Source organism: Roseateles aquae, assembly GCF_032337115.1.
GTDB classification, from domain to species: domain Bacteria; phylum Pseudomonadota; class Gammaproteobacteria; order Burkholderiales; family Burkholderiaceae_C; genus Roseateles_C; species Roseateles_C aquae.
In genome coordinates, this window is the sequence record NZ_JAVXZY010000004.1 from 421278 (window position 1) to 442949 (window position 21672).

17 protein-coding genes and 1 riboswitch are annotated in these 21672 nt (G+C 66.7%); of the genes, 8 read left to right on the plus strand and 9 right to left on the minus strand.

Annotation, left to right across the window (positions count from 1 at the left end; all coding sequences use genetic code 11):
* Window positions 1-44 precede the first annotated feature (44 nt).
* Entirely contained in the window at window positions 45-1601 is a 1557-nt protein-coding gene (glpD, locus tag RQP53_RS12790) for a glycerol-3-phosphate dehydrogenase (RefSeq protein ID WP_315650700.1), read from the minus strand.
* Between the two features lie 25 nt (window positions 1602-1626).
* Between glpD and glpK the strand changes: the two genes are divergently transcribed.
* Window positions 1627-3120 carry a glycerol kinase GlpK gene (gene glpK / locus RQP53_RS12795; RefSeq protein WP_315650701.1) on the plus strand — a complete coding sequence of 498 codons (1494 nt, stop codon included), beginning with the start codon at window positions 1627-1629 and terminating at the stop codon, window positions 3118-3120.
* 1 nt (window position 3121) lies between these two features.
* Here the strand turns inward: glpK and RQP53_RS12800 are convergent, their stop codons facing one another.
* The gene (locus RQP53_RS12800; protein ID WP_315650702.1) at window positions 3122-3739 is read right to left on the minus strand and encodes a Crp/Fnr family transcriptional regulator; all 618 of its coding nucleotides are present in this window, start codon (window positions 3737-3739) and stop codon (window positions 3122-3124) included.
* Between the two features lie 28 nt (window positions 3740-3767).
* Here RQP53_RS12800 and RQP53_RS12805 point away from each other — a divergent pair, with 28 nt between their 5' ends.
* Together RQP53_RS12805 and RQP53_RS12810 are read left to right on the plus strand one after the other, a co-directional pair.
* Entirely contained in the window at window positions 3768-4544 is a 777-nt protein-coding gene (locus tag RQP53_RS12805; RefSeq protein ID WP_315650703.1) for an SDR family NAD(P)-dependent oxidoreductase, read from the plus strand.
* 38 nt (window positions 4545-4582) lie between these two features.
* On the plus strand, window positions 4583-4918 hold the full coding sequence (locus RQP53_RS12810) for a darcynin family protein (RefSeq protein ID WP_315650704.1): 336 nt from the start codon (window positions 4583-4585) through the stop codon (window positions 4916-4918).
* A 60-nt stretch (window positions 4919-4978) separates the two neighbouring features.
* On the opposite strand, the gene RQP53_RS12815 is transcribed toward RQP53_RS12810, so the two are convergent.
* From RQP53_RS12815 to RQP53_RS12830, 4 genes are all read right to left on the minus strand, one after another.
* A complete protein-coding gene (locus RQP53_RS12815) occupies window positions 4979-7753 on the minus strand; it encodes a TonB-dependent receptor (RefSeq protein ID WP_315650705.1) in 2775 nt (924 codons plus the stop codon).
* 203 nt (window positions 7754-7956) lie between these two features.
* On the minus strand, window positions 7957-11073 hold the full coding sequence (locus tag RQP53_RS12820; protein ID WP_315650706.1) for an ATP-binding protein: 3117 nt from the start codon (window positions 11071-11073) through the stop codon (window positions 7957-7959).
* 40 nt (window positions 11074-11113) lie between these two features.
* Window positions 11114-12271, minus strand: coding sequence for a response regulator (locus RQP53_RS12825; RefSeq protein ID WP_315650707.1), 1158 nt, complete (start codon window positions 12269-12271; stop codon window positions 11114-11116).
* A gap of 221 nt (window positions 12272-12492) precedes the next feature.
* Window positions 12493-13074: a TMEM165/GDT1 family protein gene (locus tag RQP53_RS12830; RefSeq protein ID WP_315650708.1), complete on the minus strand. Its 582-nt coding sequence runs from the start codon at window positions 13072-13074 to the stop codon at window positions 12493-12495.
* Window positions 13075-13088: 14 nt separating this feature from the next.
* A riboswitch (yybP-ykoY riboswitch) is annotated at window positions 13089-13282 on the minus strand.
* A gap of 25 nt (window positions 13283-13307) precedes the next feature.
* On the opposite strand from RQP53_RS12830, the gene RQP53_RS12835 reads away from it, so the two are divergent.
* Window positions 13308-13589 carry a TfoX/Sxy family DNA transformation protein gene (locus tag RQP53_RS12835; RefSeq protein ID WP_315650709.1) on the plus strand — a complete coding sequence of 94 codons (282 nt, stop codon included), beginning with the start codon at window positions 13308-13310 and terminating at the stop codon, window positions 13587-13589.
* On the opposite strand, the gene RQP53_RS12840 is transcribed toward RQP53_RS12835, so the two are convergent.
* Window positions 13586-14899 (minus strand): NAD(P)/FAD-dependent oxidoreductase, encoded by a 1314-nt coding sequence (locus tag RQP53_RS12840; protein ID WP_315650710.1) that lies wholly within the window; start codon window positions 14897-14899, stop codon window positions 13586-13588. The genes RQP53_RS12835 and RQP53_RS12840 overlap by 4 nt on opposite strands.
* Window positions 14900-15035: 136 nt before the next feature.
* A complete protein-coding gene (locus RQP53_RS12845) occupies window positions 15036-15566 on the minus strand; it encodes a GNAT family N-acetyltransferase (protein ID WP_315650711.1) in 531 nt (176 codons plus the stop codon).
* Between the two features lie 174 nt (window positions 15567-15740).
* Here RQP53_RS12845 and RQP53_RS12850 point away from each other — a divergent pair, with 174 nt between their 5' ends.
* From RQP53_RS12850 to RQP53_RS12860, 3 genes are all read left to right on the plus strand, one after another.
* A complete protein-coding gene (locus RQP53_RS12850) occupies window positions 15741-17963 on the plus strand; it encodes a patatin-like phospholipase family protein (protein WP_315650712.1) in 2223 nt (740 codons plus the stop codon).
* A gap of 181 nt (window positions 17964-18144) precedes the next feature.
* Window positions 18145-18993: a hypothetical protein gene (locus RQP53_RS12855; protein ID WP_315650713.1), complete on the plus strand. Its 849-nt coding sequence runs from the start codon at window positions 18145-18147 to the stop codon at window positions 18991-18993.
* A gap of 150 nt (window positions 18994-19143) precedes the next feature.
* Complete coding sequence (locus tag RQP53_RS12860; RefSeq protein WP_315650714.1) at window positions 19144-19983, plus strand: hypothetical protein; 840 nt, start codon at window positions 19144-19146, stop codon at window positions 19981-19983.
* A gap of 6 nt (window positions 19984-19989) precedes the next feature.
* Here RQP53_RS12860 and RQP53_RS12865 read toward each other — a convergent pair whose 3' ends face one another.
* A complete protein-coding gene (locus tag RQP53_RS12865) occupies window positions 19990-20910 on the minus strand; it encodes a 2OG-Fe(II) oxygenase (RefSeq protein WP_315650715.1) in 921 nt (306 codons plus the stop codon).
* A gap of 69 nt (window positions 20911-20979) precedes the next feature.
* Between RQP53_RS12865 and RQP53_RS12870 the strand changes: the two genes are divergently transcribed.
* Window positions 20980-21660, plus strand: coding sequence for a helix-turn-helix transcriptional regulator (locus RQP53_RS12870; RefSeq protein ID WP_315650716.1), 681 nt, complete (start codon window positions 20980-20982; stop codon window positions 21658-21660).
* Window positions 21661-21672: the final 12 nt, after the last annotated feature.

The following is a 21672-nucleotide window of genomic DNA, read 5'->3' on the forward strand; positions in this document are numbered from 1 at the left end:
AACTGAGCCCCAGTCTGGGCACCGCGGCTGACGCCAGCTTGACCTCAAGCCGACTTTTGAGGGGCTTCAGCCACAGCACAAGCCAGCCAGTCCGCCACCGCCTGGCGCTGCGCCTCGCTGTAATGCAGGCCCAGCTTGGAGCGCCGCCACAGCACATCGTCGGCCGTCAGCGCCCATTCCTCGCGCTGCAGATAGCGCAGCTCGATCTCGAACAGACCCGGCGCGATCTCCAGGCCAAGATCGCGCACGCTCTTGGCCGCCCCCAGCACCCGCGAGACCCGCGAGCCATAGGCGCGCGCCAGGCGCCGCGCCAGCGCTGGCGGCAGATAGGGATGGCGGCGCAGCAACGCCAGCACCAGGCGCTCGAAGTCCTGATCGGGGCGTTGCGCCGGGCCGATCCACAGGCTCAGATCGCCGCCGGGCAGGCGGGCCTCGCGGGTCCAGGCCGGGCGGGGATCGCCAAGCAGCTGGGCGATCTGGTCAGCGGCCTCCTCGGCCAGCTTGCGGAAGGTGGTGATCTTGCCGCCCCAGACGGTCATCAGCGGCGCGCCATCGGCATGCGTCTCCAGCAGGTAGTCACGCGTCACCGCCGATGCATTGCCGGATTCATCGTCCAGCAGCGGGCGCACGCCGGCGTAGCTCCAGACCACGTCGGCCGGTGTGAGCGGCGCCTTCAAATAGCGGCTGGCCTGCTCGCACAAATAGTCGATCTCGGCGCCATCGATCTCGGCGCGATCGGCCAGCGCCTGCTCGGGCGGCAGCTCGACATCGGTGGTGCCGATCAGTGTGAACGCGCCTTCATAGGGGATGGCAAAGATGATGCGGCCATCGGGGTTCTGGAACAGATAGGCATGGTCATGCTGGAAGCGCTGCCGCACGACGATATGGCTGCCCTTGACCAGGCGCAGATGTCGCTTGGCCAGCTGCTCGCCGGCCAGCGGCCGCGCCACTTCGCGCAGCAGCTGCTCGGCCCAGGGCCCGGCGGCATTGACCAGCGCCCGCGCGCGCACCTGCCGCTCACCGCCCGCCGTGGCCAGCGTCGCCAGCCAGCCATCGGCCTCGCGCTGCAGCCGCGTGCAGGGGCTGCGGGTCAGAATCTCGGCGCCGCGGTCGCGGGCGTCGAGTGCGTTCAACACGACCAGCCGCGCATCATCAACCCAGCCATCGGAATAGACAAAGCCGCGCTTGAAGCGTGGCTGCAGTGGCTCGCCCAGCGGCTGCTTGCTCAAACGCACGCCGCGCGAGCCGGGCAGGAACTCGCGCCGGGCCAGATGGTCGTAGAGAAAAAGGCCAATCCGTATCATCCAGGCCGGCCGCATCGCCGCGTCATGCGGCATCACGAAACGCAGCGGCCAGATGAGGTGCGGCGCGCTCCTGAGCAGCAACTCGCGCTCCTGCAGCGCCTTGCGCACCAGGCTGAACTCGTAGTACTCCAGATAGCGCAGGCCGCCGTGGATCAGCTTGGTGGACGATGACGAGGTATGCGCCGCCAGGTCATCGCGTTCGCACAGCAGCACCTTGAATCCGCGTCCGGCCAGATCACGCGCAATCCCTGCGCCATTGATGCCGCCGCCGACGATCAGTACGTCAAAATGATCCATCGCCCTACTCTAAAGCATGACGCCCATGACTTATCTGCTCGCGCTCGATCAAGGCACCTCCAGCTGCCGCAGCATCGTCTTTGACGCCGACGGCCGCCAGCTGGCGATGGCCCAGCGCGAGCTGCGCCAGATCTACCCCCAGCCGGGCTGGGTCGAGCACGATGCCGACGAGATCTGGAAGAGCCAGCTGGCCACCGCCCGCGAGGCCATCGCCCAGGCAGGGCTCAGCGCCGCGCAGATCCACGCGTTAGGCATCACCAACCAGCGCGAGACCACGGTGCTGTGGGAGCGCCAGACCGGCCGGCCGCTGCACCATGCCATCGTCTGGCAGGACCGCCGCGGCGAGCCCTGCTGCGCGGCGCTGCGCGAGCAAGGCCTGACCCCGCTGGTGCAGCAAAAGACCGGCCTGGTGATCGACGCCTATTTCTCCGCCACCAAGCTGAAATGGCTGCTCGACAACCTGCCCGGTGCCCGCGAGCGCGCCCGGCGTGGCGAGCTGGCCTTCGGCACCATCGACAGCTGGCTGGTCTGGCAGCTGAGCGGCGGCCAGCTGCACGCCACCGATGTCAGCAATGCCTCGCGCACCATGCTGTTCAATGTGCAGCGCAATGAGTGGGACGAGGAACTGCTGGCGCTGTTGGACATCCCGCGCGAGCTGCTGCCCAGCGTTCACCCCTCGGCGCATGACTACGGCCGCAGCCGGCCCGAGCTGCTCGGCGCGCCAGTCGCCATCGGCGGCATCGCCGGCGACCAGCAGGCGGCCCTGTTCGGCCAGGCCTGCTTCAAGGCCGGCATGGCCAAGAACACCTACGGCACCGGCTGCTTCATGCTGATGCACACCGGTGAGCGCTTCCAGCAATCGGCCAACGGCCTGATCACGACCAGCGCGGCCCAGGTCGATGGGCGACCAGCCTTCGCGCTGGAAGGCAGCGTCTTCATCGGCGGCGCCGTGGTGCAGTGGTTGCGCGACGGCCTGCATGCGATCAAGGCCTCGGGCGAGGTGCAGGCCTTGGCCGAGAGCGTGCCGGATGCCGGCGGCGTGATGTTCGTGCCGGCCTTCACCGGCCTGGGCGCGCCCTACTGGCAGGGCGAGGCGCGCGGTGCCATCGTCGGATTGACACGCGGCTCCACCGTCGCCCACATCGCCCGCGCCGCGCTGGAAAGCATCGCTTTCCAGAGTGCCGCGCTGCTGCAGGCGATGAGCCGTGACGCGGTGGCTGCCGGCGCCGCGCCGGTCAGCGAGCTGCGCGTCGATGGTGGTGCCTGTGTCAACAATCTGCTGATGCAGTTCCAGGCCGATCTGCTGGGCATCCCGGTGCTGCGCCCGCGGGTCACCGAAACCACGGCACTGGGCGCGGCCTATCTGGCGGGCCTGAGCAGCGGCGTGTACGCCAGCACGGATGAGCTGGCCGCGCACTGGCAGGCCGAGCGTGTCTTTCACCCGACGCTGCCGCGCGATCGCGCCGCCGAGCTGATGGCCGGTTGGGAGCGCGCGGTGCGCCAGACCTGCGCCAGCTGAGCTAGCGGCGCCGCGCCCGGATGCGGCTCAGGCTGACCGGCGTGATGCCCAGAAAGCGGGCCAGATCCTTGAGCGGAATACGCTCGGCCAGGCCCGGCTCGGCGGCCAGAAAGGCGGCGTAGCGCTCGGGTGGCGTCAGCGTCAGCAACTCGAGTTCGCGCTGCTCCTTCAGCGCCGCGAAGCGCTGCATCGCCCGGTACAGCGCCAGCAGCCAGGCCGGCTCGCGCGCCGCCAGCGCCTCGAGCTCGCGGTAGTCCAGCCGCTCCAGCTCGCTGGCCTCGATCGCACTGACCGAAAAGCTGCTGCGCCCGCCGGCACTCAGCGCGGCCAGGCTGCCGAAGAACATGCCCTCGTGGCTGAAGCTCTTGATCCATTCCTGGCCATCGGCGCGCAGATAGTGAAGTTTCAGCAGGCCGCTGCGCACCACATAGACATAGGGATGAAGCTGCTCGGCACCGAACAGCTCGGCGCCGGCGGCCACGCGAACGCGCTGAACGCTCGGCATGGCGCTGCCAAGGGTCAGGTCTTGCCCGGCCAAGGCACCGAGCAGGCGCAGTGCGGCGCTGTCGGCGGCTTCGAGCACCGGCGTGACGCTGGAATTAACGTTTGTAAACGACATGGCTGCGGGCGCCCGGTTGAATGGCGCCATGGATTCAAACACATCATCTGGACAAAGACTGTGGCTGGTCACCGGCGCCAGTTCGGGCATAGGCCGCGCCATCGCGCTGCAACTGGCCGCCGCCGGCGACCGCGTGATCGCCTGGGGCCGCGATGCCGAGCGCCTGGCGGCGCTGCAGGCGCAAGTGCCGGGCATTGTCGACACCGGTTGCGTCGACCTGGACGATCTCGATGCGCTGCCGCAGGCGCTGCAGCAGGGCCTGGCGCGCTGGCCAACGCTCAACGGCCTGGTGCACTGCGCCGGCATCCAGCGCGAGCGGCTGTTCGACGCTGAGGGCTATGGCGCCGCGGCCATCGCCGAGGAGCTGCGCATCAATCTGGCCGCGCCGCTGATCCTCACCCAGGCGCTGCTGCCGCAGCTGCGCCGCCAATCCCGGGAGCCTGGCGGCGCCCGGCTGGTGCTGGTCACCAGTGCGCTGGCCCATGCGCCCAAGCGCCACGCTGCCGTCTACAACGCCAGCAAGGCCGGCCTGGCCGTGTTCGTGCAAAGCCTGCGCGCCCAGTTGCAGCGAGAGCTGCAGGCACCGGCCTTGCAGCTGATGGAGCTGATCCCGCCACTCGTTGACACGCCGATGACCGCCGGCCGCGGACGTCACAAGCTGCCGCCCGAGGCGGTGGCTGCCGCGCTGCTGCGCACACTGCGCCGCCCGCGTCTGCCCGCCCAGCTGTGGGTAGGCCGTGCCGCGCTGCTGCCCTGGCTGCTGCGCCTGGCACCCGCGCAGACGCGCCGGCTGATGCTGCGCTGAAGCCCTTCCCCGATCCCCCCGCCCCAACAAGGACCCCGATGAACTGCTGCTTTCTCCTCGTCAACGCCCTGCCCGCCTGGTTGCGCCTGCCCCGCGAGCAGCGCGCGCACATCTTCGAGACCGAGGTGCTCAGCCTGCTGCCCCGCTATCCGGGGCTGAAGCTGCGTCACTTCGATTGCGAGGCCTACTCAGCGGTGTGCAGCGATGTGCTGATGCTCGAAGTGCCCGACGCCAAGACCCTGCACTTCTTCATCGAGGGTTTGCGCGACAGCAGCATCCACACCGTGCCCTACTTCGAAGTGCGCCACGTGCTGCCGGCCTGGGAGGATGGGTTCAGGGCCTACGAAGCCCAAGGCGAACTCGCAAGCACATGAAAAAACCCCGCGGGCCCAAAGGCACCGCGGGGTTCTTGCAAGGCCCTGCCTTGGTGCTGCTTACTTGAACTGGTAAGCGGCGGAGGCGTACCAGAAGCGGCCGCGCGGATCGACGAACGAACCGGCATAACCAGCGGCGTGCGAACCATAGGACGGCACGGCGGTGTACGGCGGTTCCTTGTCGAACAGATTGCGAATGCCAACGCGCAGCGTCACGTCCTTGAAGCCGCGATAGCTGGTCGACAGGTTCCAGCGGCTTGAGTTCTTGACTTCGTGAGCAGCGCTACCGCCGACGTTGTTGTAGACCTGCAGCGCAGACTCCGTCCAGCCCTTGACGTAGACGTTTTCCAGTGACGCAGACCACACACCCATCACCCATTCGGCCGACGCCGTGTGCTGCCAACGCGGCACCGGCTGGACAGCACCGCCATCACCCGCCTTGCCGACATAGCTGATGTACGGCGTGTCCTTGCCGACCTGACGCTCCCACTGGCTGACGTAGGTGCCAGCAATACCCAGGTTCAGGTTGCCGTATTCCTTCAAACTGATGCGGCCGCGAACGTCGATGTCCAGACCGGAGGTGCGCAAACCACCCAGGTTCTCGATCGGCGTATCGATGTAGGAAATGATGCCCGTGTTAGCACCGGTCTGGATGCGGTGAATGCGCGAGGCGTACAGATTCAGCAGATAGGCATCGGCCAGGATGGCATCGCCGCCGACTTGGCTGATCTGGTCGCTCTTGTGGATTGCCCAGTAGTCAACGGTCGCCGTCAGGTACTTGTTCGGCTCAAACACAACACCCAGCGTGGCCTGCTTTGACTTCTCGGGCTTCAGGGTCGACGACGCCGTGCTCAGCACATTGAACTGGTTGTCAACGCAACGCGGATCTTCGTCAGCCAGCATCGCCGGCGGGCAGTTCTTGTCGGTGGCCGGGTTCGCCGTGTTGGTGAACGAGGCAGGGCTGTGAACGTCCCACAGTGTCGGCGCGCGGAAGCCAGTGCCGTAGGAGCCGCGCAGCAGCAGTTCCTTGGTCGGCTGGAAGCGCAACGCGAAGCGCGGATTGAAGGTAGAACCGAAATCGCTGTAGCGGTCATAGCGCGCCGCCACCGTGCCTTCCCAGCCCTTGGCAAAGGGCAGGCTCAGCTCGGTGAACACGGCCGAGATCGAACGCGAGGCCGAGGTCGGCGGCACCGTGCCTTCGCCGCCCACATGCAGACCCGCTGCGTAATCGGCGTTGATAGGATTGTCCTCGGCCTTTTCGTTGCGGAAGTCTGCGCCAACAGCGATGGCTGCCGTGCCACCGTCCATCTGGAAGATTTCACGGCTGGCCTTGGCGTCCAGGGCCATGGTCGTGCTCTTGGACTGGCGCATCGGACCTTCCATCCGGGCGCTGTTCCAGGCGCTCATGTCGGCGCTGGCACCAAAGGGGTTGATATTGCCGGTCGCCAGAGCCGCAATGAACTTGGCCTCATGGACGTAGTTCTGGTACTCCAGATTGCCCTTGGCCTGCGCAAAGGTGAAGCCAGTGTCGTAGTCCCAGCCTGAGAACAGGCCTCGAGCGCCAACAACGACGCGAGTCTGCTCGTTGGTGTTGATATTGGTACGGTTGCCCAGCGGCAGGGCGCGCAGCGCGACTTCGGTGAAGCCATCGCCATCCGGATCCCAGGTCGCCGCGGTGTAACCCAATTTGGTCAGCAGATCCTTGGGGAAGTAGCGGCTGCTGGTGGGCAGCTTGAACGATGGGTATTCACCAGTGGTGCGGTCAAAGTGGCCGGCCAGCGAGTCGATGGGCACCGGCGCGATGCGGCCGATGCTATGGGCACGGGCATACGACGCCTCGGTGAAGAACTCGTTGTCCTTGTCGATCTTGTAGCTGAAGCGGCCGAACAGATCGCCCTTGCTCTGGTCAGGCAGATTGTCGAGCACGGCCGGGTAGATGAAGCGGCAACGCTTCTTGGCAGTGCCATTGGGCGTCGTGGCAGCCAAGGTCTGCAGTACCGTGTTGACCGGGTCGCAAGCCTCGAAATCAGCGCCAGGATTCAGCTCCGGGAAGGCACCGGGCGTGATGTTGAATTCGACCAGGCGGCCAGGGAAGGCGCGACCCGAGGTCGGCGCGCCGGCATCGGCGATTTCGTCGAAGCGGTTGTACAGCTTCTGATCGACGGCGCGCAGGCGAGTATTCTTTTGCACATTGGCCGTCAGCAGCACGTTGAAATTGTCTGCGTTGTAGTCGCCGAAGCCCAGGGACAGGGTAGCGCCCTTTTCCGTGCCACCGATCTTGGCGCTGGTGTCGCCAAAGCGAATGCCAACCTCGCCGCGCTTGTAGTCGCGACGGGTGATGAAGTTGATCACGCCACCGACGGCGTCGGTACCGTAGACGGCCGAGGCACCGTCACGCAGCACTTCGACGCGCTCCAGCGCGGCAAACGGGATGCTGTTCAAGTCCACCGAGACGTTGCCACCGATCGAACCGAAGGGGTGATTGGCGAGGCGGCGACCATTCAGCAGAATCAGCGTCGAGTTCGCACCGAGGCCGCGCATATTGGCGTTGGAGGTCGCGTAACCGGCCCCTTGCGTGGTGTCAGAGAACGCAGCAGCGCTGGCGGAAACGCGGCGCAGCACTTCTTCAACGCTGGTCGCGCCGCTCTTCTCGATTTGCTCACGGGTGATGGTCGTCACCGGCAGTGCTGTCTCAGACTCCAGGCGGCGAATCGACGAACCGGTCACGGTAACGCGTTCCAGCGTTTCTTGTTGAGCGAGAGCGGGCGCCGAGAACAGCGCCATGCTGCCCATGTACGCCAAGCCCAGGGCCATGCAAAGGCGGGTGGTCTTCATTGAGTTCCTCCAGAGGTAGGGTCAGGGTTGCCGGGCCACACGCGAACCAAAGTCGCCATTGATGACCAGCTTCTCAAGGGCTCGAATTGTTGTGGCTGCGCGACCCTTAGACCCACGCGGAGAAACCCTCCCAGTTGCCAAATCACATCACTCGAAACGTGGGCAATGTGACTATTCGTACGGGGCAGACGGCGAAAAACCGGTCATGCCGCCTCGCGGCGCAAGCTCCAGGCCTGTATGGCGGCAATGCTGTGGCCGAGTTCGCGATTCAGCGCGGTGATGGCGCCGGGCAATGCGCTGGGGTCGCCCTCCTCGGCATGGGCCTGGGCGCAGATCTGCTCAAGCTCCGAGGCAACACCGGCCAGCTGGCTCAGGCCCAGATTGCCGGCCACGCCCTTGATGCGGTGCGCCTGGCTGCGCAGACTCATCAGCCCGCCGATCCGGGCCTCCTCCATCACCGACTGGTGATTGGAGTATTGCTTGGCAAAAGCGCCCAGCAGCTTGGTGAGCAGTTCGCTGCGGCCGGCACAGCGTTGCAGGGCGGCAGGGAAATCGGCACCGTCGACCTGCGGCCAATTGCTGTTGCCGAGTTCAGGCACTGCTTGCAAGGGCGCAGGTGAACTGTCGATCGGGCTGGCCAGCCGGGCGGCGCGACGACGATGGGCGTAGACCAGCACCGTCTGCACCAGCACGCCGCCGTCGACCGGTTTGCTCAAGTGGCTGCACATGCCCGCCGCCAGACAGCGCATGCGCTGTTCAGGCAAGGCGTGGGCCGTGAGTGCAATCACTGGCAGGTCGGGGTCGATCTGATGCAGGCGGGCGGTCGCTTCATAGCCGTCCATGTCCGGCATCTGCACGTCCATCAGGGCGGCGTCGAAGCTGCCTGCGCCGCGCTCCGACAGCCGGTTGACGGCCTGCGCACCGCTGTCGGTCGCCACCACCTCGGCGCCTGCATAGCCGAGCATGTCCTGCAGGATCTCGCGGTTGATGTCGACATCGTCGGTCACCAGCAAGCGCAGGCCCCGCAGTGGCTGGCTGGCCGGCGTCTCGGCCGGCAGCACCACGTCGGCCGCTGGTGGATGCAGCGGCGGCGCGGCCACCAAGGGCAGGCTCAGCGTGAAACGCGAGCCCTCGCCCGGCACGCTCTGCAGCTCGATATCGCCGCCCATCAGCTGCGCCAGGCGCCGACTGATGCTCAGGCCCAGGCCCGTGCCGCCAAATTGACGTGTGGTCGAGCTGTCGGCCTGCTCAAAGGCATTGAAGATGCGCGCCTGCTGATCAGGCGCAATGCCGGTACCGGTGTCGTGCACGACGAACTGCAGTCGCTGCGGCGCCTCTGCAGCACCATCTGCGGCAGCTTCGATCTGCAACTGCAGACGCACCTCGCCGTGCTCGGTGAACTTCACCGCGTTGGACAGCAGATTGAGCAGGATCTGGCTGACGCGGAGCCGGTCCAACGCCAGCCATTGCGGCACTTCGGCATCGCGCTCCAGGCGCAGGGGCAGGTCCTTGGCTCTGGCGCGCTCGTCGACCAGGTCGAGCACCTCCTGCACCAGCTGATCCAGCTGCGTGGGCTGCGGGTCGACCTCCAGCTTGCCGCTCTCCAGCTTGGAGAAATCCAGCACATCATTGATGACGCCCAGCAGATGGCCACCGGCGCGGACGATGCGGCGGAAGCTGTCGGCGCTGGCCCGCGCGTCGCTGGCTCGCTGAACGCCGAGTTGAGCCAGGCCCAGCACCGCATTGAGCGGGGTGCGGATTTCATGGCTCATATTGGCGAGGAAGTCGCTCTTCACCTGCGCCAGGCGCTCGGCCTCATCCTTGGCCTGGCTGAGTTCGCGCTGCAGGCGCTTCAGCGAAGTCACATCGGTGCCCAGGTTCAGCACCGCATAGGGCTTGCCTTGGCTATCGGTCATCGACACGGCAGTGACCAGGTAGTCGTGCGGCCCATCTTCGCGCAACAGCTGCCGCTCACTGCTGCGCTGCTCACCGCCAGCCAGCAGCCGGGCATCGCTGATGGCCAGCTCCTGCGCCAGTTCAGTCCCAAAGGCCTGCAAGACGGTGCGGCCCAGCACCTGCTCACGGGTGATGCCGGTGGCACGTTCGAACATCCGGTTCACAAGAATGAAGCGGCCGCGGCTGTCGCGGATGTTCAAGGTGATGGGCAGTGCCTCGATGATCTCCTGCATGCGCTGCTTTTCATCTTGCAGCTCGATGGTGCGTTCGCGCACCTCCTGGCGCAGCCGTTGCTGATGCCATTGCAACGATCGCTCGGCCTCGACGCGGGCAGTGATGTCGTGCGCAAAGGCCACGGCGCAGATGCGGCCATCGAGCTCCATGCGATCCAGCTTGATGTCCCACCACAGCATCTCGCCATTGCGGTGGCGGCTGCGCCATTGAAAGTACTGCTCGCCCTCGGACACCGCACGGCGCACATGGCGCAGCGCCTGGCGCAAGCTGAAATCGCCGCCCGGGCAAAGCTGGCTCAGGCTGAGATCGCTCAGCTGTTGGCAGCCATGCTTGCGCAGGCATTGCGCATTGGCATAGCGCAAAGCGCCGGACTTGCCATCAAAAATCTGTATCGAGCTGAAGGAATTCTCCAGCAGGCCGCGCCAACGCTCTTCGCTATAGCGCAGATCAATGGCGCTTTGCCGCTGGGCGCGCAGCGTATCGGCGAGCAGGCGCCGCGAGCGCTCCAGCCAGTTCGACACATCCCAGTACAGCGTGCCATAACGCAGCACCAGCCAGCCGGCCAGAAAGCAGCTGACCATGTCAACGACCAGGTAGCTGGTCAAGGGCGGCGTGTTGCCGGCATGCATGCCGCTGATCCAACCCTGCATCTGAGCGAACCACAGCAGGCTCATGCCCAGCATGGCGCCGAGCATGCTCCATTTGGCCGCCTTGGGCCCGACCATGAAACCCATCACCACGGTCAGGGCAATCAATGCTGGAATGCCAGAGGAACGCAGCCCGTTGCCGTAGAAGGCCGCCAGCAGCACCAGGGTCAGCATCGTGGCGCTGCAGAAGAAGCAGGCCGCCACGCGCACGCTGATGCGCCAGGCCAGCAAGAAGGAGGAGGCCGCAATCATGAAGACAGCGGTGCCGGTACCCATGCGGCTGATGCGCACCGGCCAGGGATCGTCCATCGCCGCCAGCGAGGCCAGATGAGCCAGCGCAGCCAGCATGACCACGCCCAGCAGCACGGCCGCCACGCGCGCGACCTGCGCGTCCATCCGGGCCCTGAATTGCTTCAGGCCTTCTTCATCGTCAGCGGCACTGAGCACGCTGTCGACACCGTCCCACTGGTTCTCGCCCGTCATGTGCCTTCCCGGACTCAGCCGTGCTGCGGCCACTCAGCGTTCAGGCATAGGTGCCCAGCTTGTTGATGACGCGGCCCAGGAACTGTTCGACTTCCTGACTTTGATCCAGAGTCTGCAGCACGGCGTCCATGTACTGCTTGATGATGCCGCTGAGGTGTTCTTCCTGCACATGCGTCAAGCCCAGATGCAGAAAGCTGTTCTCGACATCGGCGGACAGGCTTTCAAACAGCTTGTGCACCTCTTGCGACTGCGCCTTGTTGCGTGCCGAGATGTCAGTCAGCGCATCGCGGGTCATGCCGACCAGATGACGGAAGTTGGCCAGGTCGCGGGTGGCCAGCTCGCTGTCCAGCGCCGCCACCCGGGTGACCGCGCCTTCCACCAGCAGCGCGATATTGTCGATCGCCCGACCCAGACGCTCCGATTCGGCGCGGTCCATCTCGGCCGGTCGCTGCAGCTGCAGGTCGCGCACGAAGAGCAGCACCGAACCGAAATGGAAGCTGGTGTGCGGCCCCAATGGGCGGATGCGAGCACCCTCGGTCTGGCTGTGCAGGTGCTCGAGGATGGAACTCTCCAAGGCCGTGCAACCGCCCTTGGCATTGATCAACAGCGCCTCGCCGCGGCCCTGGATGCGCACGCAGCCCTCCAGGCCGAAGCGCTGCAGCGATTCAAACAAGGCCTGGGCCAGCGCCTTGTAGTCCGCGCAACCATTGAGCCGGCGCTGGAACTCCAGCACCACACCGGCCTCGCCGACCATATCGGCGCTGGACAAGACCGCGCTCATCACCTCGTCAAGCTGGCCGCTGAGCTCGCGTTGGCGCGCCCGCTGTCCCAGCAGCCGCTCGAACTTGGCCAACAACTCGGCCACCTCGAAGGGCTTGGCAACATAGTCGTCGCCACCGGCCTCATAGCCGAGCAGGCGTTCCTCGATCGAACTGTGCGCCGACAGAAACACCACCGACAGCTGTGCCCCGGCCTCGCTGGCGCGCAAGCGCCGGCAGACCTCGTAGCCATTGAGCTCAGGCATTTCGACATCGAGCAGCACCAGATCAAAAGGCTGCTGCTCACACAGGGCCAGGGCCTCTGCGCCACTGGTCACGCTCTGCAACTCGTAGCTGTCCTCCAGACTCGCCGCGAGCATCTGCAAACTCAGCTCATCGTCATCAACCAACAAGACTCTCGACCGTTCGCCCATCTTCATGCCCTTTCTGGCAATGCGTGGTTTTCTCCCTCGGTCATCGCGCCTGTGCGCGCCGGCAGCGGACTCGCCCCTGCCGGAAACGCGCCGCTTGCATCTGTCTGTGTACTCGGCAATTCACCGCCCGGCTTGAGCGCCCGATTACCAGCTGTGCAAAAGGCACGGCAAACCCAGGTTAAGCGAAGCCGCCAGCGCGGGCAAGTCCTGACCCCGAGCAGTGTCGTTCAGAAGCCCAAGGCGCTGCCCGCGCCAAACAGCGTCAGCAGGCCCAGAGCGATGAAAATCAACGCCGCCACCGCATGCACCAGGCGGACTGGAATCCGGCTGGCCGCACGACTGCCCACCAGCACCGCCGGCACATTGGCGATCATCATGCCCAGCGTGGTGCCGGCCACCACGGCATAGAAATCGCTGAAGCGCGCGGCCAGCGCCACGGTGGCGATCTGGGTCTTGTCCCCCATCTCGGCCAGGAAGAAGGCCACGATGGTGGTGCCCAGCACACCCAGCTTCAGGCCCTTGCCGCCCTCTTTCTCCTCATCGATCTTGTCCGGCACCAGGGTCCACAAGCCCATCGCGACAAAGCCCAGGCCCAGCAGCCAGCGCAGCGTCGAGGGGCTCAGCTGCGAGGTGATCCAGGCCCCCAGGGCGCCGGCGAAGCCGTGGTTGACCACGGTGGCGATGAAAATGCCGAGGATGATGGGCAGTGGCTTGCGAAAGCGCGCGGCCAGCAAAAAGGCCAGCAACTGGGTCTTGTCGCCGATTTCGGCGAGGGCCACCAGGCCGGTAGAGACGAGAAAAGCTTCCATGGCGAGAACTCCCCGGCCTGATTGCAATAAACCGATGACCATGCGCCCGCCCGGCCGGTGCAGGGGGCGGCATGATCAAAGGTCTTGCCAGGCTGGCGGGAATGCGATTCCCTGGGCTGCCCGTACCATGGCTCTCACGAACCAAGTCTGTTGACACGGGCCTGCGGCATGATGCGCAGCGGCTACTCCCCAATGAAGCGGCCATTGTAAAGCTGCGACCCCGAACAAAGACCATGCGCCAGATCAAAGTCGAGAAAGCGGCAAGTTTCCGCGGCCTGGGGCCCAAAAGCCAGGCGCAGCTGGCGGGTCTGGGCATCAGCACGCCGGACCAGCTTGCCGCCGCAGACGTCTATGAGCTCTACGCCCGACTCAAGGCGGCCTGGCCCGGCGCCAGCCTCAATCTGCTTTATGCGCTGATCGGCGCTCAGGAAGACTGCGACTGGCGCGAGATTGCCCGCGAACGCCGCACCGAGATCCTGCTGCGGCTGGACGCGATGGGGCTGGCGCCGCGCTAGTGCCGCTCTTCCCCTGACACCGGTTCGACCACGATGCGCGCATAACGCTGGAAGCTCCAGTAGGCCCAGGCCCAGTCCATCAGCACGACCAGCCGGTTGCGAAAGCCGATCAGGAAATAGATGTGCACGAAGAGCCAGAACAGCCAGGCCGGATAGCCTGAGAACTGCAGGCGCCCGAGATCGGCCACGGCGGCCTTGCGGCCTATGGTGGCCAAGGCGCCATAGTCGCGGTAACGAAATGGCAGCTCCGCCGCTGGCAAGACCTGACCCTTTAAGCGGCCGATGATCTGCCGCGCCACATGGCGGCCCATCTGCTTGGCCGCCGGGCTGACACCGGGCACCGGCCGACGCTCGCCGCGGTAATCCAGGCTGTGTGCCGCCGCCAGATCGCCAATCACAAACACCTCGGCATGGCCGGGAATGTTCAGCCCAGGCTCGACGATGACGCGCCCGGCGCGGTCCAGCGGCACGCCCAGCTGACGGCCCAAGGGGCTGGCCGCCACGCCGGCGGCCCAGACCACGGTGCGTGCCGGCAGCCGCTCGCGCCGACCGGCCTGTTCGACGTCGACGCCCTCGGCATCGATGCCAACCACCTTGCAGCCGGTGCGCACCTGCACGCCCAGCCCCTGCAGCTGGCGCTGCGCCTGCGCCGACAGTTCGGGTTTGAAGGCTTGCAAGACCCGATCCGAGCCTTCGAGCAAGAGCACCTGGGCAGCAGCCGGATCGATGCGGCGGAACTCATCGCGCAAGGTGTGGCGCGCAATCTCGGCCAGCGTGCCGGCCATCTCGACGCCGGTCGGTCCGGCGCCGATGACGATGAAGTTCAGCCAGGGCTGGCGCGCCGCCTCATCGGCCAGCGTCTCGGCCCGCTCGAAGGCACTGAGCAGCCGGCCGCGCAGCTCGAAGGCATCGGCCAGCGTCTTCAATCCCGGCGCGTGAGCGGCCCAATCGTCGCGGCCAAAATAGCTATGCGTGGCGCCGCTGGCGACGATCAGGTAGTCGTATGGCAGGCGCTGGCCGTCGGCCAGTTCGATTTCGCGAGCCGCCGTCGCGATGCTGCTGACTTCCGCCATCAGCACGGTCAAGTTGCGCTGGCTGCGCAGCATGTGCCGGATCGGCGCGGCAATCGACGGTGCCGACAGGCCGGCCGTTGCCACCTGGTAGAGCAGGGGCTGGAACAGATGGTGGTTGCTGCGGTCGATCAAGGTGATGCGCAGCGCTGCCCTTGCCAGGCTGCGCGCCGCCTCCAAGCCGCCAAAACCGCAACCGATGATGATGAGGTGGGGCAGCGAAGGCGCAGATCCGGACATGGGGGTTCCGGCCCGTCGACCGGGCCGCCGTGGTCAGTACGGACATGCATTCTGCGCGCGGCCGGCGCCTCGATGATCAAGTCCGCCATGCCGCATCGGCATGGATAGGCCGTGCATCGGCAATGGCGAGTGCCGCTCAGTCGGCCAGCCACTTCTCCATGAACAGGCTGAACGGAGCCGCCCGATGGCGGCCGAACGGTGGCCGCGGCACGAAACCCATGCGTTCACACAGATGAATCGCCGGCCGCTGACGCAGTCCGGCCTCCAGACGCATGCAGCGCTGGCCGGCGCGCAAGGCCTCGCGCTCCAGCGCCTGCAGCAGCTGCTTGGCCAGGCCGTGACCGCGCGCCGCCGGCTCGATCATCAGCCGCTGCAGCTCCGCCTGTTCGGGCGAAAGCACGATGGCCGCGCAGCCCTGCACCTGCTTGAAGGCATTTCGCACCACCATGAAGCGCACCTCGGGCCGTAGCAGGCGGCTGAGCGCCGTCGGCCGGCCGCCAGTCGACGGGTAAAGCGCAGCCTGGTAGGCGTCCAGGGCGGCGATCAGCGCTTGCACGTCGGCCTGGTCGGGGCGCTCGAGGGCCACGCTGTAAGGCGGGTGAGCGCAATCAGCCAGCAGCGGAGCGACAGAGGGGTCCAGCCTTGTGGGCTTGATGGACGTAGTCATGCGAGGGACAAAGCAAACGCCATGCCATTGCCGGCAGTGCCGCATGACTTTTGACAGGGTGCCATTCGACATCGCCACCTGGCTTGGCCACAATGCGGCGCCTTGGGCAGTACCCCCGCGCTCTGCGCTCCTGGCTGCCGCACACCCGGCTGGCCATCGTTACCCCTCTCCGCCATGCCCCTCTCCCCGCTGCGTCGCCTCGCCCTTCACACCCTGCTCGGCAGCCTGTGTCTGGGTGCCTGCCTGCCCGCTCGGGCCGCCGAGCCGGCGCCGCGGCCTAGGATCGCTCTGGTACTTTCTGGCGGCGGCGCGCGTGGCCTGGCCCATATCGGTGTGCTGAGGGTGCTGCAACGGCTGCAGGTGCCGGTCGACATGGTCGTCGGCACCAGCATGGGGGCCGTCGTCGGTGGCGCCTATGCCGCGGGCCGCAGCGTCGATGAGCTGGAGTCGCTGGTCCGCGAGGCCGACTGGAACAGCATCCTGGCCGACCGACCGCCGCGGCCGGACCTGAGCTTCCGTCGCCGTGAGGACGATCAGCTGCTGCCCTCGCGTGTCGAGTTTGGCCTGAGCCTGCAGGGCGTGCTGCTACCCACCGCGGCGGCTGGCAATAGCGCGCTGGAATTCACGCTGAACAAGCTGCCGCCGGGCCGCCGCGCCGATACGCCGGTCGATCGCCTGCCGCTGCCCTTCCAGGCGGTGGCTACCGATCTGGTCGGCGGCCAGATGGTGGTGCTCAAGCAGACGCCGCTGCAGCAGACCATGCGCGCCTCGATGGCGGTGCCGGCGCTGTTCTCACCGGTGCGCGTCGAGCAGCGCCTGCTGGTTGATGGTGCGCTGGTGCGCAATCTGGCCGTTGACGTGGCCCGCGCGATGGGCGCCGAGCTGATCATTGCCGTCAACGTCGGCTCACCGCTGCTGGACGAGCAGCAGATCCAGAGCGCGCTCAGCGTCACCGACCAGATGGTGCGCATCCTGACCAACCAGAACGTCGAGCGCTCGCTGGCCGAACTGAAGCCGCAGGACATCCTGATCACGCCGGAGATGCCCGGCATAGGCCTGACCGATTTCAGCCGGGCTGCCAGTGCCGTCGAGGCCGGCCGCATCGCCGCTGAAGCGCTGCAACCGCGGCTCGCCGCACTGGCGCTGCCGACGCCCGACTATGAGCGACTCGAAGCCGCCCGCCTCGACCGACCGGCGATCAGCGCTGCTGCGCTACCGCTGGGCGAGCTGCGCATCACCGGTACCCAGCGCAGCAACGCCGAAGCGCTGCGTGCCGAACTCGATCTGAAGGCGGGCGAGCCGCTCAGCCATGCCGAGCTGCAGCAGGCCAGCGCCCAGCTCTACGGCCGGGGTGAATTCGAGCGCATCGACGTGCAGGTGCGCGATGGCGAAGGCCAGCGCGTTGTCGAGATGAAGGTGACCGAGGCCGCCTGGACAAACAGCCGGCTGCGCTTGGGCTTCGAGGTGGCCAGCGATTTCAGCTCGCAAACCGCCTACACGCTCAGCGGCATGCACACGCTGAGCTGGCTGAACGCCTGGGGCGCCGAGCTGCGCACCAGCGCCAAACTGGGCTTCACCCGCCAGCTGGATACGGCCTGGATGCAACCGCTGGGCCCGGGCTCGGCCTGGTACGTCGAGCCCTCGATCAACTACCTCGGCGCCGATCTGGGCGCCGGCATCGAAGGCACCAAGATCCGCAGCCGCGGCACGACGCTGGCCCTCGGCCGCCGCCTGGGCAACTGGGGCGACCTGCAGATCTCGACCGCCAACAAGCGTACCGACGTGGTCACCAAGGGTTTTGCCAGCCCCTTCAATGAACGCACCGACAAGATCCGCCTGCGCGTCGACACGCTGGATGCGCCGGCCTTTCCCAGCAGCGGCCATCTGGTCGACGCCTGGCGCAGCCGCATCCGCAGCAATGGCAGCGACGCCCGGGCCTACGAGCTCAAACTGATGCGCGCCTTCCGCTTCGGCGACTGGGCCGGCCATGCCTATGCCGAAGGGGTGGGGGCCGTCGACAGCGCCCCGACCTACAACAGCACCGTGCTCGGCGGTTTCCTGCGCTTGTCGGGCTCCGGCGAATCCTCGCGCGCTGCGGTGCAAGCGCACCGCTTCGGGCGCTTGGTCGTCGCCCGCCAGTTCGGCCAGATGCCGCTGGGCCTGGGGGGCGCCGTCCGCGTCGGCTTCTCCGCCGAGGCGGCTCGCGAGCTGCCGCTTTATGACCCCGAAGACCTGCGCTACCGGCTTGGCCTGCTGCCGATTCCCCAGCCCTTGGTGCGCTACGCGGCCAGCGGCTTCCTGGCCATCGACACCCGCTTCGGCCCGGTCTACCTGGCCGCCGGCGGCACCCGCAAAGGCGGCAGTGCCGTCTATTTCTTCATCGGCCCGGTGTGGTGAAGCGATCCTGGGTAGCGGCTCGTGCTACCCGGAGGTGCGAGGGGCGCCACTGCTGCGATCTGTGGGTGGCGCCGATGCCGGCAGCGCGGCAGACTGCGCAGCGACACGAGCCAGACCAGCGCCGCACCACCCCGGCCTGACGCGATTCTCTGAATCTACAAATACCCGCCCAGCAAACACCATGAGATCCTTTCCTGCGCTTGCGACCCTGCTGAGCCTGCTCGGCACCACCTTGCTCAGCGCCTGCGGTGGCGGCGCGACCAGCGGCTTGCAACCGCCGCCGCCAGAGGGCCCGACCACGCTGAGCGCCGACAACATGCTTGACGCCACCGGCGTCGCCTACGTCGCCGACAACCAAAGCTACTACGACTACGAGGTCTTGATGCAATCGCTGGACAGCCTGCGCACCCTGCTCAAGGCAAGTGGCAGCGCCGCCTGCCCCGGCGGGGGATCGGTCACGCTGGATTGGCAGGGCGAGGTCTGGCGCTACACCGCGCAGAACTGCAAACTGCCGCTGCTGACGCTGGGATCGGGCAGCATCAGCATAGATAGCAGCCAGCGTGCCAGCGCCGGCAGCAAGCTCAGCCTGAAGGACCTGGTGCTGCCGGGCTTCTATGCCGATGCGCCGCAGCTTGTCTACAACGCTCAGTACCAGATCGAGCTGCCCATCGCCGACGTCGAGGGCAAATCGCTGAGCGGCGCGATGAGCGTCAGCAATGGCGCTGCGACGCGCTATTACGAGAACATCACTCACAGCCGGCGGCCCGCCGACGCCAGCTACCAACGCCGCGAACTGAACATCCGTTCGCCGCGCTTCCCTTATCCGCTGAAGCTGACCGTCATCGAGACCGCGCAGTCCAATGGGCGCAGCTTCGTCGTCAGCGCTGAAGATGGCTCGACCTTGACGGTCACCGAGCTCGGCACATCCCGCCAGCTCGAGCTGCGCAGCGCCAAAAGCGTCGTGCCGCTGGCCATCCGAACAATCAGCGCGGCCGAACTGGCCGCAGCCCGCTCGCGCGCCAGGCAGTAGCCCGTCGCCGCGGCCGCCGCACTACCTGCCGGTCAGCCCCCTTCCCCCACGCAATCCAGGCGACCGCGGTCGCCGGATGTTCATCGCCCGAGCATCAGGCGTGGTCGTGCTCGTCCCAAAATTTTTCATCAACTCCGATCAGTCAACACCATGAACGCATCCACCACTTCATCGTCAATCGCCGCCCTCGGCTCCTTGCTCGCCACCGTGCTCGCGCTCAGCGCTTGCGGCGGTGGCGGCTCCAGCACGCCGCCAACGCCACCGCTGAACGACTACCAGATCAACAGCAGCAATCTGCTTGACGTCTTCGTCGTCGCCGCCAAGAACCGGGATGAGGCAATGTCCATCGAACGCATCTGGCAAATCGCCGCCGTGCAGCTGCTGACGGGCGACGTCGGCACGGGCAAGCACACCTGCCCTGGCGGCGGCACCTTCGACTACCAGGGCAACGCCAGCGAGAGCACGCTGAACTTCGACAAATGCACCGTCGGCGACAGCCAGTATGTTTCCGGCACGCTCGGCTACAAGAGCTACGCCGGCAATAGCATGGATTTCGACACCAAGGCCACCGCACTGCAGGTCAGCGGTGCCGGCACGCTGGGCAATGCCAGCTACAGCGGCAACATCAGCCAGCGCAGCACCGGCTCGAACAGCTACACGATCAGTGGCAGCTACAGCAGCACCGTCAAGGGCAAGACTGAGACGATCAGTCTGAACTCCAGCTATGAGATCAGCGGCTTGTCGACGACATTGAAGCGATCGGAGCTCAGTATCGCGAGCCCGCGGTTGGCCGGCGCGTTGAAGCTCAGCGGGCAAAGCCAGGCCCCCGCCGAACTCAGCGCCAGCAGCGCGGACGGCTCGACCGTCATCTCTACGACAAACGCCAACGGCGTTGAGCTGAGCCTCTTCAACAGCATTGGCGGCAAGGCCTCGCTGACCCGGCAAGTCAGCGCCGCTGAACTGCTCGAAGCCCTGCAGCGCCTGTACTGACGCGCCTCAGCCGTAAGTGCGCTCGCGCAGCCACTTGGTGGCGATGTACTTGACGCCGCGGGTCACCGGCACGCCGGCGTGCAGCGTCGACGGGTCTTCCACGCCCTGGCTGTCGACATCGGCGAAGTACAAGGCCGCACCGCGGCGCGGGCGCACCTCGTAGCCCAGATTGGGAAAGCGGGTGGCGCCGCCGGCCTCGACCTCGTCGAGATACATCACGCAGGTGCCGACCCGCTGGCCGCCCTGCTGCAGGTGGCGGGTGCTGCCGCTGTGTGCCGGGTTGAACCAGTCGAAGTGGGCGCGGTATTCGCCGCCAATGGCATAACGCAATACCTGCAGGCCCTCGCCGCGATCGACCGGCCAGTGCAGCACTTCGGCCAGCCGCGCCTCGATGCGCGCCACCAGCTCGCTCTCGCCACGCTGGAACCAGGCCCCGGCGCTGGTCCGGTGTTCATGCGGCCGGGCCTCGCCCAGCTGCTCGTCGACCACGGTTGAGCGGGTCAATCGGGTGTCGGCCAAGGCGATCATCGCCAGGCATTCCTCGTCGCTGAGCAGGCTCTCAAACAGCACCACCTGCGGCGCATCGAGCACCGCGGCGATACGCACCAACTGGCCATCGCTGCACTGGATGGTGTTGGCCTCGAGATCGATATGCGGGCGGCCGCGCTGCGGCTGCGCGCCGATGGCCAGCGCTTGCACATGCTCGGCCAGCGGCGAGTGCTCCGCCGTCCGGGCAGCTTGTGCCGACTGTGTTGCTGCGCTGCGGCCGCCCAGCTGTGCCGCGGCTTCATCAAGCGCGCGCTGCGACAGCGCCGCGCTGAAGCCGCCCTGCTGCATCAAGGGCAACATCGACGCCGGCGTGCAACCGCGCGCCAGGTTGTCGCGCACCCAGGTCTGCCAATCGGGGCTCAGCTGCTGCAGGGACATGTACTCCGCTCCGTTTTCATCGTTGACTCAGGACTCTAGCAGCCCTTCCCTCACCGACAATAGCGCCCCATGCGACGCGCCGACCGCCTATTCCAGATCGTCCAGCTGATACGGGGACGCCGTCTCAGCACGGCAGACTTCCTTTCCACCCGGCTGGAGGTGTCGCCGCGGACGATTTATCGCGACATCGCCGCGCTGCAGCAGCAGGGCGTGCCCATCGACGGCGAGGCCGGCGTCGGCTACCGGATGCGCGCCGGCTTCGACCTGCCGCCGCTGATGTTCAGCAAGGAAGAGGCACAGGCGCTGGTTGCCGTCGTGCGCCTGGCCCAGCCGCAGATCGACACCGAACTTGCCCAGCAGGCCGACGAGGCCTTGTCCAAGATTCTCGCCGTGCTGCCCGGCGTGGCCCGCGCCGCGGCCGAGAGTCTGGCTTTGTATGCGCCCTTGCAAGGCCTGGACCCGCTGACCCGCGAGCGCCTCGGCCAGCTGCGCCTGGCCACCGAATCCAGGCGCAAGCTGCGGGTGCAGTACCAGGACCAGAAGGGCAGCGCCAGCGAACGGGTGCTGCGCCCGCTGGGCTGCTTTTTCTGGGGGCCGGTCTGGACCTTTGCCGCCTGGTGCGAGAAGCGCGAGGACTTCCGCAATTTCCGCGTCGACCGCATCCAGCAGCTGGAGGTGCTCAACGAGCGCTTCCGCGACGAGCCCGGCAAGACCCTGGCCGATATGCGCCGCCAGGAAGGGCTGGACTGAGCCGCACCGCGC

Excerpts from the sequence above, each read along its gene's own strand:
- glpD (WP_315650700.1), bottom strand. The coding sequence starts at position 1,601 with ATGGATCATTTTGACGTACTGATCGTCGGCGGCGGCATCAATGGCGCA.
- glpK (WP_315650701.1), top strand. The coding sequence starts at position 1,627 with ATGACTTATCTGCTCGCGCTCGATCAAGGCACCTCCAGCTGCCGCAGC.
- RQP53_RS12800 (WP_315650702.1), bottom strand. The coding sequence starts at position 3,739 with ATGTCGTTTACAAACGTTAATTCCAGCGTCACGCCGGTGCTCGAAGCC.
- RQP53_RS12805 (WP_315650703.1), top strand. The coding sequence starts at position 3,768 with ATGGATTCAAACACATCATCTGGACAAAGACTGTGGCTGGTCACCGGC.
- RQP53_RS12810 (WP_315650704.1), top strand. The coding sequence starts at position 4,583 with ATGAACTGCTGCTTTCTCCTCGTCAACGCCCTGCCCGCCTGGTTGCGC.
- RQP53_RS12815 (WP_315650705.1), bottom strand. The coding sequence starts at position 7,753 with ATGAAGACCACCCGCCTTTGCATGGCCCTGGGCTTGGCGTACATGGGC.
- RQP53_RS12820 (WP_315650706.1), bottom strand. The coding sequence starts at position 11,073 with ATGACGGGCGAGAACCAGTGGGACGGTGTCGACAGCGTGCTCAGTGCC.
- RQP53_RS12825 (WP_315650707.1), bottom strand. The coding sequence starts at position 12,271 with ATGAAGATGGGCGAACGGTCGAGAGTCTTGTTGGTTGATGACGATGAG.
- RQP53_RS12830 (WP_315650708.1), bottom strand. The coding sequence starts at position 13,074 with ATGGAAGCTTTTCTCGTCTCTACCGGCCTGGTGGCCCTCGCCGAAATC.
- RQP53_RS12835 (WP_315650709.1), top strand. The coding sequence starts at position 13,308 with ATGCGCCAGATCAAAGTCGAGAAAGCGGCAAGTTTCCGCGGCCTGGGG.
- RQP53_RS12840 (WP_315650710.1), bottom strand. The coding sequence starts at position 14,899 with ATGTCCGGATCTGCGCCTTCGCTGCCCCACCTCATCATCATCGGTTGC.
- RQP53_RS12845 (WP_315650711.1), bottom strand. The coding sequence starts at position 15,566 with ATGACTACGTCCATCAAGCCCACAAGGCTGGACCCCTCTGTCGCTCCG.
- RQP53_RS12850 (WP_315650712.1), top strand. The coding sequence starts at position 15,741 with ATGCCCCTCTCCCCGCTGCGTCGCCTCGCCCTTCACACCCTGCTCGGC.
- RQP53_RS12855 (WP_315650713.1), top strand. The coding sequence starts at position 18,145 with ATGAGATCCTTTCCTGCGCTTGCGACCCTGCTGAGCCTGCTCGGCACC.
- RQP53_RS12860 (WP_315650714.1), top strand. The coding sequence starts at position 19,144 with ATGAACGCATCCACCACTTCATCGTCAATCGCCGCCCTCGGCTCCTTG.
- RQP53_RS12865 (WP_315650715.1), bottom strand. The coding sequence starts at position 20,910 with ATGTCCCTGCAGCAGCTGAGCCCCGATTGGCAGACCTGGGTGCGCGAC.
- RQP53_RS12870 (WP_315650716.1), top strand. The coding sequence starts at position 20,980 with ATGCGACGCGCCGACCGCCTATTCCAGATCGTCCAGCTGATACGGGGA.